The sequence below is a fragment of the Catenovulum adriaticum genome (assembly GCF_026725475.1).
GTDB lineage: Bacteria > Pseudomonadota > Gammaproteobacteria > Enterobacterales > Alteromonadaceae > Catenovulum > Catenovulum adriaticum.
On the sequence record NZ_CP109965.1, the window covers coordinates 881,823 to 894,749 of the forward strand.

Consider the following 12,927-nt stretch of genomic DNA (forward strand, 5'->3'; position numbering starts at 1 on the left):
TAATTTTACGATCACAACGCGAGGTTCATTTTAGTTATTTTGAGTTGTTAACTAATAACAGCGCAAAAATTTCTCTTAATTTATTAATAACGGCTTTTTTCCCCGATAAATTAAATGTTAAGCACAGTTTTTTCATTTCCCATTGCGATAATAATGCGCGATACAATAATGCGCTTTCAAATTCAGATACTGTGTTTACAACATGGGTGGCGTTATCAATACAATACATGGCTAATGTTGCTTGGGCCGAAAAGTAATTGCTGGCATGAAATGCAAACCCATGAATAAACTGCATATTAATTTGAGCAGAGACTTGTGTCGGCAATTGCGGTATAGGTTTACTACTTAGCCATAACCAGATGAGATCCGCTGGGATATTTTGGTACCTTGTGGTTAATAAATAGCGAATTTGAATATGATTTTGCTGCGCGATATGTTGAAGTAATTGCTTGGCAGGCGCCGACAAAGGACGCATCACTAAACTTGAAAATAGTCCTGTGTTGGTTTCAGCCGTTGTGCTGCTTCTAGCCAAATTAAACTGATTTTTAAGCCAAAATTTAAATAAATTGGCGCTGGTCGCAAAACTACTAGCAAGGTAATCTATGTTTTGTATTGTTGCTTGCTGGTAAAGCCAATTTAATAACTGACTGCCGTGCCCTTGCTGCTGGCATTGAGGGTCTACTGCAATTCTGACGATTCGCCAACCAGCTAATTTTGCAAATTCATCATAGCCAGTTTGGGCGGCAATTAATTGAGGTGTTAAATGGCCATTCGGGCGTCTTTTTCCTTGTTGGCATTCACTCGCTAATGTAGCTGGAAGCGGGCCTTCAATTGATATTAAACATACGCCAATTATTTGTTGGGCTTGATTTTGCATTATACAAACTTGCATATCAGGGCTGTCTAATAAATAACGCAAATCTGATGGCGTAGTACGGTAGTGGGCTTGGATCAATAATCCAAATACAGCTTGTAACTTGTGTTCATGCTGAAGAAGCTCAGTTTTGGATAACCAAGTGATTGAATCCTGAGCGCTTGCAGAGATTAAATTGGGCTCAGCATTTAATAAAAATACACGATTTAACCAATTTTCTAGCGGATCTCCTACTGCCCAACGAATGGGCTTTTCTAAGCTAAATTGGGCAAGGGTATATTGTTTAAGTTTGAGTTGATTAATAAATTTTTTGCTAAATCCTTTGCCTGAACCTTCGTATCCATGCTCGGTTGTGGCGTAAACAATAAAGGGATATATTTGTGCCAATTGTTTTAAAATTTGAGCTGGCAAAGCTGCGGCTTCATCAATAATTAAGACATCATAAACTGGCTTATTTTGTAAAAGCGCATCGGGCGCATTAAAATCAAGCTCGATATTTTTTGGGTCGACTTGTGCTGATATTAAGCTTTTCTTAAACCAAGCTTGGCAAGTTAACGTGCAGTTTTTTGCTGGGGCGGTAATGCAAATAGAGCTTAGGGGCGAGGTTTGACGTATTTTTGCAGCAATAGTACCTAGAGTCGCTGATTTACCTCTGCCTCGCTCAGCCGTAATAATATAATGCCCAGCGTTTTTTTGACTAACCTGGTCGATAATTTCTATTTGGGCAGGTGTTAAATGCGTTATTTTTTGCCAGTTTTTAGAAGGTTGAGTTGGAACGTTAAGCCATTGTGGTGTTAATTGGGTTTGCGCAGATTGTGAAACAAAGTAAGCTTGTTTACTGGCTTTTGTTAATGTTATTAAGCGCTGAATAAATAGCGAGTAGTGAGGTTTATTTTGAGCTTGCCAAGGCATAAACCGGGCAATATCTGGATCATCAATTAAAATATCTTGAGATAGGGTTAATACTAAAACGCCACCCGCCTTAATACTGCCAGCTAATGCACAAATAGCATCTGGATTTAACCCTACTTGGCTGTCTATCCAAATATAGTCAAACTCTTGCCCGAGCCATTGCTGATAATGTTTTATTCCTGCTTGAGTTTGGTTGTTGGTGTGAGTAAAAATTAAACCGTTATTGCCATTAGCCGCTTGACATAATTGAGTCGCTTGTTCCGTTCTCCAAGCATGATCGCCTTGAATTATAACAACACAGCGCCAGCCAGCTTGCTTAAATGCAGTAAATGGAAATAAGGTTAAATTTGACATCAGTTTATCGTTTTTATGCTTTAGTGCATTGTAACAATAATTGCTGCGCTTATCATTTTTTTGCAATGTGAACGGCGACTTAGCGTGAAACAATTTACGGTAAATTTAAGCTATTTTAAAGCTGTCATACTTTTTGGACTTGATTAATAATTGGTTCAGCGATTGTTTTATATGGGCAAAATTAGGTTCGGTTAAACTAAAGCGGCTATTAAATTTAATTTTTTCAGTTGTTAGCTGCGCGGTTTGGATTTGTAAATGCACATCTAAATAATCGATAAATGTTTCAAAGCAAAAAGTAACGGACAAGTCATCGGGTAAGTCGGGGTTTGTCGTATTGTTATATTTAAATTTTTGGATGTAATTTAAAGTTGCTTGTTTATGCAATTTATTTTGGTTAACCCAGCATAGTGTTTGTGTAAAGCCGAGTTGAGTTAGTGCATTTAAAAAGTAAGTCCCTAGTTGGGTATGACGTATAATGAGTGGATAAGTTTGCGTGTACACTTCGCCTGTAGCGGTAAAGAAAACAATATCTAGATTAATTTTATTCGCTGAATTAGAAACAGGGCAATTTAGTGGTAACTCAATGAGATAAAAATTCTGACAATGTTGTTTAGGTTGCAACAGTAGGTTTTTTGCCAAAGTGGGTTGAGTAATCAGTACTTTGCTTTGTTCATAAGTTTGTGCTAATTCGTTAAACTGGCAAGTAATGCGAGCTTGGATTGTTTGAATATACTCTTCGTGTTGCCCACCTTGGGTATATAAGGTTAAGCCTATTGACTGACCAGGGGCGTATTGTGATTGCTCTAACTTGGCGTTAAAAAACGTTTTAGGTTGGCTGAGTTGCTCGATCCATTTTAATAAAGGCATGACCGCTTTCCTTGCTGGTGATGAGTTACCTATTTATTAGAGTAGCAAATTGGCAGTTATCCGCAAGAGGTTGTAGGGCTGATTATTAAAGGTCAGATCTGTATCTCAAAACGTAACAATACGCTTTGAGATAATTAAATGTTTGAAAGTGGAAAATATTATATGCCAAGTTCATCTAATAGGCTGGCATCAAACCCATCATCTGGTTTTTCATCTTTCTTATCTTTTTTAGCTTGCTCGGATGCACCGCGAATAATGTCATCCGGATCATAATCTTCTGGTACAAAATCATGTAATTTAATAAATTCAGTTCTATCCATAGCTAATTCAAGGTAAAAAATATTGCCGTTTTGAGTGGTGAATGTCACACGTCTGGCTTGAGGTCTGTCTAAATTAGTATCAATAGAGATAATCAGCTGTTTATTTACGGTTAACATTTTTGGTTGGCTTTGAGTTATTGAAGTTTGCAACTCTTTGCCAACTAAACTGGTGAAGTCCCCTAAAATCTGATTCAGTAATTCACCCATCACATTACCTACATCATCAGAAGTGTGGCGTGTTGAAAGTTCAGGGAGCGGAATGCCCATATTTGTCATATAGCTTTGGTAAATTTCAATTGCAGCGGCAGCGCTAAAATTAACCACGACTAAACCTGAAAAGCCGCCATCAAATAAAACAAAAGAACCAATATCAGGCTTTAAACTGGTTTTACTTATTTTTTGTACCAGCGCAGAGTAAGTTACCATATTGGCGTTAGCATTTGCTAAAACATCTGTAACTGACTTACAAAGCATCACTAAAATGTCATCAGTGGTGATAACCGTGGTTTTATTATTAGACTTTATTGCTGGTTTATTCATATTGTTTTCCTGAAAATGCAGATAGCGTCACAAGTTGGTTTAGGCACTAGGTTGGTATAAGGTAGGCGCTTAGTGTTTGAAAGGCAAGTAAAATTGAAGATTTGCGAGTGTATTTAAAGTGTTAATACCATGACTCCCTTAGCTTAAAGCTAAGGGAGATTAATTGTTAAATTTTAATCTTTAACTTATTTGTGAACTAAGTTAGTTAACCAGACACTTTGATAAGGTGCTAAAGTTAAATCACTATGTAAATCCTCAATACTTTTTTCATTTATCAAATCAAACCAGTTAGCAGTATCAATTAAGTTAATATCTGTCATCGCGATGGTTTGGGTTTGATCGCTAATATTATAAATACAAAAGATACTTTGTTGTCGATTTTGGCTTTGTCGCCAAAAACCAACCAGTTTTTCACCTAATTGTAGAGTAAATTGCACTGCATTAGGGTGAAATGCCGGCTGCTTGGTACGTTTATCAATTAGACTTTTTATTCGCTTAAACACCTTATGGTGGGCGCTATATGGATTTTCTAGCTCGCTCTCAAGCTGCTCGACAGACCATTGATGGCGATTGATACTGCGGTTGTGGCTGGTATTTTTAACTCGGTCATAATCATTGTTAGTGCCAAATAAACTATGGATATAAATGCCAGGAATACCTTCAAGCGCAAGCATAATGGCATGAGCGCATATAAAACGGTCGATTTGGTATTTATCTGGTCCTTTAAAAGTGCCTTGCAATGCATCAAATAGACTAATATTTAGTTCATAAGGTTTTTGTATCCCGTTCGCGTTACGCCACGATACTCGGCCACCAAATTGGGTGATGGTATTAACCAAGGTTGCTAATTCATCGTCATTAAGTAAACCTTCAGCGGGTCGTAAACCTATGCCATCGTGCGACGCAATAAAATTAAAATATGCTGTGCCCATTTGTGAGGGTGGCATTGTCATCATCCAACTTTTTAGATGCTGGCAATTACCGCTAATTAAGGTGTTGAGTAGTAAAGGTGGAAGCGAAAAGTTATAAACACAATGTGCTTCGTTACCATTACCAAAGTAGCTCAAGTTTTCATGATTGGGAACATTGGTTTCTGTAATGATGACGGCTTCATTTGCGCTGTGTTCAATTAAACAGCGTATTAACCTGATCATTTCATGGGTTTGCGCTAAATGAATGCAGTTAGTACCTATTTCTTTCCATAAAAACGCGACTGCATCCAATCTAAAAATACGGATACCATAATCTAAATACAAACGAATTATTTTGATAAACTCGTAAAGTACTTCTATTTGCCGGAAATCAAAATCGACCTGATCGTGGCTAAATGTGCACCAAACATGTTTAGTCCCTTGAGGGGTAACCACTTCTCGTAAGAGTGGACTCGTTCGTGGGCGTACCACATTTTCTAAATCATCTTCGGGCGAGGCCGTAAAAAAGAAATTTTTGCCTGGATGTTTGCCTTGTTTAAAGTTGTCAAACCATAAGCTTCTGCTTGAGCAATGGTTAATAACCAAGTCAGCCATGAGTTTATAATCTTTTGACAACGCACTAATATCTTCCCATTCACCTAATGAATCGGATACTTTTGAGTAGTCCATTACGGCAAAACCATCATCGGAGCTATACGGATAAAAAGGGAGTAAGTGCAGACTATTAATAGTGCCTTTTAAATGCTTATTGAAGAATTGATGTAAACTATGTAACGGTTTTTCGGTTTCTTTTAGTAAACTATTGCCGTAAGTAATAGCAACAATATCTTCTTGATTCCAGTGATTTTGATGATTAGCTGGTGTCGGAGTATTGTCGTCCAGTCGCATAATACTCAGTAATTGTTGGCAAATTTCTTCGGCATTAAGATGCGGATAAATAAATTGAATGTGGGTAATAACTCTGTGGCTTAATTCCGAATGAGGTTGCGCTGACATAACCATACTCCATCGTTACTTAATTTTATATTGCAAAACACGAATTATGGCCAATCCCGCTCTAAGCAAGCTGGCCATATACTGACTCCTAGTTTAGGTTAACTGAATTCAGCCATATCTTCATCTACGGCTTTTATCATACGCTGGGCAATGTCTGGCACCGCGCTGGTTACTCGGTTCCAACTCGGAATAAAGGGTGTTTCCATTGGGTTGTCTAAAAAGTTTAGACCCGCTTTTAAAATGTTGTGAGCAAACAATTCAACCGCCATTTCTTCGCTGTGAATATCGAAGTCTAAGCCATTAATAATCGCATCGTTACGGTAAGTTTCAACAAAATCGAGAGCGATTCGATAATAGGTTGCTTTAATTGAGCGGAAGGTTTCGCTGTTAAATACTACACCGTTCGTGGCCAGTTTTCTAAAAATGGCTTTTGAAATATCAATCGACATTTTTGACAAACCACCTTCATCATTATCTTTTGAAAGAGATTGATGTTTGTGATCATAAGTATCTGCAATATCTACTTGGCAGAGTCGGTTGTTAGAATAGTTGCGTTCCATTTCAGATAAGACACCAATCTCTAAGCCCCAATCACTTGGAATTCGAATATCATTGATGACATCTGTTCTAAACGAAAATTCACCAGCTAACGGATAGCGATAACTGTCTAAATATTCTAGGTAATCTAAGTTACCGAATATCTTTTTCAATGCACGAAGTAAAGGTGTTACTAATAAACGGCTCACTCGGCCGTTTATTTTGCTATCAGCGACACGGGCGTAATAACCTTTACAAAATTCATAGTTAAAATTTGGATTGGCGACAGGGTAGAGTAAACGCGCTAGCATGCGTCTGTCGTAAGTTAAAACGTCACAATCATGTAATGCGACCGATTCTGATTCGCCAGAACCTAGTACATATCCTAGGCAATACCAAACGTTACGACCTTTGCCTAGCTCCTTGGGCGCTAAACCTGCTTTTTTCAATTCAGCATCTAATGCTTGTAGTCTAGGTCCGTCATTCCAAAGCACTTTTATATTTTGTGGTAACCGTGAAAAAAATTTAAGCGCGTGTGTATATTCTTCTTCCGTAGCTCGGTCTAAACCTATAACAATTTGTTTTAAATAAGGCACTTTAGCTAAATGATCTAAAATATTACTTAATGCTGGGCCTTGCAGTTCTGAATACAGTGAAGGTAATACCAGTGAAAGGGGACGCACTTTTGCAAATTCAACCATTTGCGCTTCAAGCTCTTCAGTTGAAACTGAATCCCTTGATAAGTTATGCAGTGTTGTTATAACCCCATTTTGATAGAAATCGCCCATGAATGCTCCTTTAAATATCCTAATTAATTAGAATGACGCGACATTGCGTAATACCCAAAATTGAAATGAATTTAATTCAGTTATTGATAAAAATTGCCTAGTATGCACAATTTTTCATGTCAAAGTTGAGTGCTTTAGGCTTAAACCGCAAACCTGTAATTTTAGTTTTCCAGTAAGTTTTTAATACCTACTGGGCCTGAATATTCAGTTGATTCGTATTGTATAAATGCAATATGTGCGCCATTGTTTCTTGCCAACCAGCAGGGCCGAATTTCGATGAGTGATAAACCTGTGTTGTTTTTTGCAGTTGTGGAAATGCTTTATTCGATTTTATCCAAATTGATATATCGGCAGCTTCCAGCATTGCAATGTCGTTTTCACTATCTCCCAAGGCTACCGTTATCACCTTTTGTTTAATTTGGTTTTCGTAGTAATTTTTGTACCAGTTTAATGCTAAGCCTTTATTACATTGACCTTGCACTGATAAAAAACGGCCACCTTGTAATGCGGTTAACCCTGATGATTGAAGGTGTTGAATAAATTTTAGTTTTTGTTCGTCAGTATCTTGCCAAATGAGTGGTTCAGAATAATATCGTTGGGCGCTTTGTTTCGCTTGCGTTAAATTAAGCCCTGTATGTTGAATAATTTGTTCATTGTTCCAGTCACTAAAGCCACTAAATTTAAATCCTTGTTGGCGTAGAGTACTGAGCTTTTGTAAAATAGTTTGTCGAGATGAACCTATTTGGTGCAAGTTTTTTGAGTGTGCAACTGATTCTTGATTGTTGCTACATTTTGGTGCGGGTGGGTAAATAGCCGATCCATTTTCAACAATAAAAGGGCAATCTAAACCAATATCTTGATGAAGCTGCGCAACTTCTGCAAATGTTTTACTGGTATTGCAGATGACGGGAAATTGTTTTTCTGCCAACTCATTTAAAGCGCCATTAGCTGCATCCCAACTATAATTGTTGTGATCTAATAAAGTGCCGTCCATATCGGTGAATATGAGTAATGGCTGTTTCGTTTGATTCATTAGTTTAACCCTGTCGTTTTGGTAAATTGCTGATCTTGATTTAAATAAAAAACGACGTCAGCTTCACTGGGCAAATTTTCCAGCGCGTGCTCAGTAAGGCGCTGATAGTGTTCAATAAATCGTTTTAATTCAAGTTCAGACATTACATGAGTTTGACGCTTTGATGTGGCTTTTAATTTATCTTCTTGGCGCTGTCTCCAGCGATAAACACAATCAAAATCGGGCGCTTTTAACATAATTAAATAATCAAATTGCTTGAACAGGTTAGGGTATTGCTGAGCGAGTTGGTCATTTACATAATGCCGCCACTTTGTATTGCTATCTTCTTCACTCTCAAGTCGGTTTATAGGCGTGTATAGGTCGGCTTCTGATTGTGCTTGAACCCCTACGCACCATCCTTCTAAAATAACGATATCGACCGGACCTTGGATGGTATCCCAATTGTTTTTATCTGCTCTGTCGTCCATCGCTTTATCGAATCGAACCAAAGGAACACTAGGGCAGTCAGACCCTAATTTTTTTAAGGTTTGCATAGCTAGCTGAATGTCGTGCGTGCCGGGTACACCACGTGTAATTAACAGTGGATGGATATGCTCAGCTAAATGTTTACGCTCTTTACGGGTGAGATAAAAATCATCAATTGATAAATTAGCGACTTTTAGATGCCATATTTGTGAAAGTAAATCTGTTATAAAGGCCGCCATAGTTGACTTTCCGCTGCCTTGGCTTCCATTTATCGCAACATAAAATGTGCCAGATTTTTCTTTTTGCAATTGCATCAGCCTAGCACATAGCGGTAAATATTCATGCTCAACGATCTCAAAAAAAGAATCAGGTAGTTGATGTGCTTTAATCAAATCCGCGATTAAATGTTGGGCCGGCATGTAATTCTCCTTGTTTCGCGCCTGTATATTTAATTAGATATAGTTTTGCTGTGGTAAATGATAAGCAAGTATATTGCCAGTTTTACAATGAAACTAAATTAAATAACGGTCGTTGAATTTTTTATTCTTAGAAAAAAGCACGAACTGAACTTGAGTTTCTGTATAATACCAGTAGTTTTTATATGCATATAAAGGATGGCTACGTGATTATCCAAACCGAATTTGTCGATATAGATACCCCAACGGGTGTAATGCGAACTTATATATATCGTCCTAAAGCACCAGGTAAATACCCTGCGATTATTTATTATTCAGAAATATTTCAACAAACCGATCCAATTGCTCGTTCTGCCGCAATCATGGCTGGGCACGGTTTTGTGGTGCTAGTACCTGAAGTATTTCATGAGCTAAACCCATTAGGGACAGTTTTAGCCTATGATGACGCTGGTAAAGACAAAGGCAATGCAGATAAATTTGAAAAACCACTAGAATCGCATGATTCAGATACCCAAGCTATGCTTGATTTTGTTGACCAGCAAACTTATTGCACAGGAAAAGTAGGTAGTATGGGGGTTTGCATAGGTGGCCATTTAGCATATCGTGCGGCGGTTAACCCTAATATTTTAGCGGCTTCTTGTTTATACGCAACCGATATCCACTCTAGTACGTTGCCAAGCCAAGCAAATAATGATTCCTTAACCCGTACTAAAGATATAAAAGGGGAATTATTAATGGTGTGGGGTAAACAAGATCCACATGTCCCTAATGAAGGTCGCTTTTTAGTTCATCAAAATTTAATTGATTCAGAGGTGCACTTTAGTTGGCTCGAATTTAATGCGGCTCACGCTTTTATGCGTGACGAAGGATTAGACCGTTACGATCCAGCGCTTGCCTTACAAGTGTATCAAATGTCGGTTGAATTATTTAACCGAACGCTCAAAGCCTAAATTTTAGTAAAGTATAAATAATTATGAATATTTCATTTGAAGTAGTACCCAGAACAGCCGAAGCCACAGTTGACCAACTCAACTTTGTCGCAGAGCAGTTACCCTTTATTGATACCATTAATATACCTGACTTATTACGCTTACCGATCCGCAGTTGGGACGGCGTTGATTATGTTAATCGTAATAAATATAATTTTATTCCGCATATACGCTCGATTGACTTTGATTTAAAAGAAAATAGATTGCAGCAAATTATTGAAGAAAAAGAGCTAGATAAAGTATTAATCGTTACGGGCGATCCACCGCCGGATCGTTCGCACCGCATATACCGCACACATGTAGTGGATATGGTTAGACAAATCCGAAAAGATTTCCCATCCATAGAAATTTACTGCGGGTTTGACCCTTATCGTAGTGGGGTAAAAGAAGAAAAAGATTATATCTACGATAAATTTGATGCCGGATGCGATTTTATTTTATCTCAACCCTTTTTCGATATGCGCTTATTAGATGTTTACGCTGATTTTATCCCTGCAGACAAAGTGTATTGGGGCGTTTCGCCAGTTATTACTGAAAAAAGTAAGCTTTATTGGGAAAACGTTAATAAAGTGGTTTTTCCTAAAGATTTTGAAGCAACTTATGAGTGGAATACCCAGTTTGCGATTGATGTGTTAAAACATTGCCAGAAAAATAATGCTAATTGCTACTTTATGCCGATTAGAATTAATTTAGAAAAATATTTTTTGCCTATCCGTGAGCAAATTCAGTTTTAGCTTCGTAAATTAAAATTTTTATTAAGCCAAAATTTAAGCACAAAAATTAGCTTAAATTTTGGCTTTTTTATTTATTACCGCACAGAGTGTCATACGCTAGTTTTCTTTTTCAGTTTTAGATTTGCGTTGTTGATAAACTTAAAATACTCGACCTCTTGAGCTGATAAAACCGATCTTTTTGATGCATTTTTATTATTTTGGTGCATCTGTATTAGCGTTAAAATAAAAAACTATTGGTCATTTAATGATTGCGATTGCTCGATCTAATGACGAAAATTTGTTTAGGCGCTTTAATAATAGAGATTAAAATAAAATAACCCATGGTCAATTAAATAATTACCCACGTGAACTAATTGGCTGGTTTACTTTATGCATCAGTTAGCTTGCAACGAAGCAATACTAAAATTTAATAATTGAGTGAATTTATTGAAGTTGTGAGTTAACTCTAAAAAATAAACCTTGGCTTTTGATTTAGGTCATCTGTTTTGTATACCATCTGAGCGATCAAATTAACGGCTAGTTTATCATTGGTTTTCGATAGCATAATTAATTAGTCAATTTAGTTTAATATTTTTGAAATTCTTAGCGCTTAGCTTAATCACTACAATTGTTCACGCGTATTAGTTTAATCACTGAAGCCGAGTCATATTGAGTTATTGAGATGAGCTGTCCTTAATCATGATTTGAATGATTTTATTAATTAATAAATAATAGTTAAATTAGGAGGATTGTTGTGGCTTCTAAGGGATTTGTCAGAAACAATATAAATCAGTTCGCGTTTATTTACCGTGCCATAGACTTTTATTTTATTCAGATCAGTTTGTGGTTAGCTTGTCATTTAATGGATGTGCAATATGACTTTTTATATTTTGTTTTAGCATTAACAGCTAATGTCGGTTATTTTTTCACCGCAGAAGCATTTTGGCTTTATCGTTCATGGCGGGCTGGCGCGTTAAAAGAAATACTCTTTTATACGTGTTTAAGCTGGTTTGTAATGTTGTTGCCCGCATTGTTGTTTATCTTTTTCACTAAAACCGCGGATTATTATTCAAGACTCGCCTTAGGCAGTTGGATTTTATTGAGTTTGTTTTCTTTAGTTTCTTGGCGTGTTGTTTTTCGTTATTTTTTATTTGCTGTCAGACGAAAAGGCATTAACACTCGCTCGGTAGGTATTATTGGTGTAACTGAATCAGGAAAAAAATTAGCTCAAGAAATTTTAGAACACCCTGAAATGGGTTATCAATTATCAGCCATTTATGACGATCGACCAGAAGAAAGCTTTAGCAAAACATACCGAGCTTGGTATAAAGGTAATATTGAAGCAGCGATTGAGTCTGCCAAAGTAGGTGAAATAGATGTGCTCTTTATTGCATTGCCCCTTAGTTTAAAAGATCAAGTTGAAAGCGTATTATTGGCGTTAGGGGATACCACCCTAGATGTGCATGTTATTCCAGATTTCTTTACCTACAACTTACTACATTCACGCATGGCTCATGTTGGTGAAATTCAAACGATTAGTGTTTACGACACGCCAATGCGCGGCGGCGCTTCTATGATGAAACGAATAGAAGATGTGATATTAGCAGGTTGTATTTTGTCTGTTATTGCAGTGCCTATGATGCTCATTGCGATTGCAATTAAGCTCACCTCAAAAGGTCCGGTTATTTTTAAGCAAGACAGGTATGGCATGGATGGAAAGCGTATAAAAATATGGAAATTTAGAAGTATGACAGTAACCGAAAATAGCAACGTAGTTACCCAAGCTAAAAAAGGAGATGCTCGTATTACCTGGCTAGGCGGTATTTTACGTCGCACCTCACTTGATGAATTACCGCAGTTTATTAATGTTTTACAAGGCACAATGTCGGTGGTGGGGCCAAGACCACATGCCGTTGCTCATAACGAGCAATACCGCAAAGTGGTTGACTATTATATGCTCAGGCACAAAATGAAACCGGGTATTACTGGTTGGGCCCAAATTAATGGCTGGCGCGGCGAAACAGATACGCTAGACAAAATGCAAATGCGGATTCAGTTTGATTTAGATTACATTCGTAATTGGTCGCTATGGATGGATTTTAAAATTGTTATTTATACCTTTTACAAAGGCTTTGTTGGAAAAAATGTTTATTAATATCAGATAATTTTTGTCTTTAAATGATTATTTTAT

10 protein-coding genes are annotated in these 12,927 nt (G+C 37.3%); 3 read left to right on the plus strand and 7 right to left on the minus strand.

Going from position 1 to position 12,927, the window contains the following annotated elements; genetic code table 11:
• Positions 1 to 34: 34 nt before the first annotated feature.
• From OLW01_RS03935 to OLW01_RS03965, 7 genes are all read right to left on the minus strand, one after another.
• Positions 35 to 2,140: a tRNA(Met) cytidine acetyltransferase TmcA domain-containing protein gene (locus OLW01_RS03935; protein ID WP_268075367.1), complete on the minus strand. Its 2,106-nt coding sequence runs from the start codon at positions 2,138 to 2,140 to the stop codon at positions 35 to 37.
• A gap of 105 nt (positions 2,141 to 2,245) precedes the next feature.
• A complete protein-coding gene (locus OLW01_RS03940) occupies positions 2,246 to 3,007 on the minus strand; it encodes a sporulation protein (protein ID WP_268075368.1) in 762 nt (253 codons plus the stop codon).
• Positions 3,008 to 3,165: 158 nt separating this feature from the next.
• Complete coding sequence (locus OLW01_RS03945; protein ID WP_268075369.1) at positions 3,166 to 3,867, minus strand: DUF3334 family protein; 702 nt, start codon at positions 3,865 to 3,867, stop codon at positions 3,166 to 3,168.
• Between the two features lie 185 nt (positions 3,868 to 4,052).
• Entirely contained in the window at positions 4,053 to 5,795 is a 1,743-nt protein-coding gene (locus OLW01_RS03950; RefSeq protein ID WP_268075370.1) for a sugar phosphorylase, read from the minus strand.
• A gap of 98 nt (positions 5,796 to 5,893) precedes the next feature.
• Positions 5,894 to 7,120: a glycosyltransferase family protein gene (locus OLW01_RS03955; RefSeq protein ID WP_268075371.1), complete on the minus strand. Its 1,227-nt coding sequence runs from the start codon at positions 7,118 to 7,120 to the stop codon at positions 5,894 to 5,896.
• Positions 7,121 to 7,307: 187 nt separating this feature from the next.
• Positions 7,308 to 8,153 carry an HAD-IIB family hydrolase gene (locus OLW01_RS03960; RefSeq protein WP_268075374.1) on the minus strand — a complete coding sequence of 282 codons (846 nt, stop codon included), beginning with the start codon at positions 8,151 to 8,153 and terminating at the stop codon, positions 7,308 to 7,310.
• The gene (locus OLW01_RS03965; protein ID WP_268075375.1) at positions 8,153 to 9,037 is read right to left on the minus strand and encodes a hypothetical protein; all 885 of its coding nucleotides are present in this window, start codon (positions 9,035 to 9,037) and stop codon (positions 8,153 to 8,155) included. Before OLW01_RS03965 ends, OLW01_RS03960 begins: the two co-directional genes overlap by 1 nt.
• 203 nt (positions 9,038 to 9,240) lie before the next feature.
• On the opposite strand from OLW01_RS03965, the gene OLW01_RS03970 reads away from it, so the two are divergent.
• The 3 genes from OLW01_RS03970 (at position 9,241) to OLW01_RS03980 (ending at position 12,891) form a co-directional block, all read left to right on the plus strand.
• Positions 9,241 to 9,984, plus strand: coding sequence for a dienelactone hydrolase family protein (locus tag OLW01_RS03970; RefSeq protein WP_268075377.1), 744 nt, complete (start codon positions 9,241 to 9,243; stop codon positions 9,982 to 9,984).
• Positions 9,985 to 10,007: 23 nt separating this feature from the next.
• Complete coding sequence (locus OLW01_RS03975; protein WP_268075379.1) at positions 10,008 to 10,757, plus strand: methylenetetrahydrofolate reductase; 750 nt, start codon at positions 10,008 to 10,010, stop codon at positions 10,755 to 10,757.
• Positions 10,758 to 11,490: 733 nt separating this feature from the next.
• A complete protein-coding gene (locus tag OLW01_RS03980; protein WP_268075381.1) occupies positions 11,491 to 12,891 on the plus strand; it encodes an undecaprenyl-phosphate glucose phosphotransferase in 1,401 nt (466 codons plus the stop codon).
• The last annotated feature ends 36 nt before the right edge of the window (positions 12,892 to 12,927 follow it).

Bases quoted from the DNA above. Each gene is read 5' to 3' on its own strand.
- OLW01_RS03935 (WP_268075367.1), bottom strand. From the start codon at position 2,140: ATGTCAAATTTAACCTTATTTCCATTTACTGCATTTAAGCAAGCTGGC.
- OLW01_RS03940 (WP_268075368.1), bottom strand. From the start codon at position 3,007: ATGCCTTTATTAAAATGGATCGAGCAACTCAGCCAACCTAAAACGTTT.
- OLW01_RS03945 (WP_268075369.1), bottom strand. From the start codon at position 3,867: ATGAATAAACCAGCAATAAAGTCTAATAATAAAACCACGGTTATCACC.
- OLW01_RS03950 (WP_268075370.1), bottom strand. From the start codon at position 5,795: ATGTCAGCGCAACCTCATTCGGAATTAAGCCACAGAGTTATTACCCAC.
- OLW01_RS03955 (WP_268075371.1), bottom strand. From the start codon at position 7,120: ATGGGCGATTTCTATCAAAATGGGGTTATAACAACACTGCATAACTTA.
- OLW01_RS03960 (WP_268075374.1), bottom strand. From the start codon at position 8,153: ATGAATCAAACGAAACAGCCATTACTCATATTCACCGATATGGACGGC.
- OLW01_RS03965 (WP_268075375.1), bottom strand. From the start codon at position 9,037: ATGCCGGCCCAACATTTAATCGCGGATTTGATTAAAGCACATCAACTA.
- OLW01_RS03975 (WP_268075379.1), top strand. From the start codon at position 10,008: ATGAATATTTCATTTGAAGTAGTACCCAGAACAGCCGAAGCCACAGTT.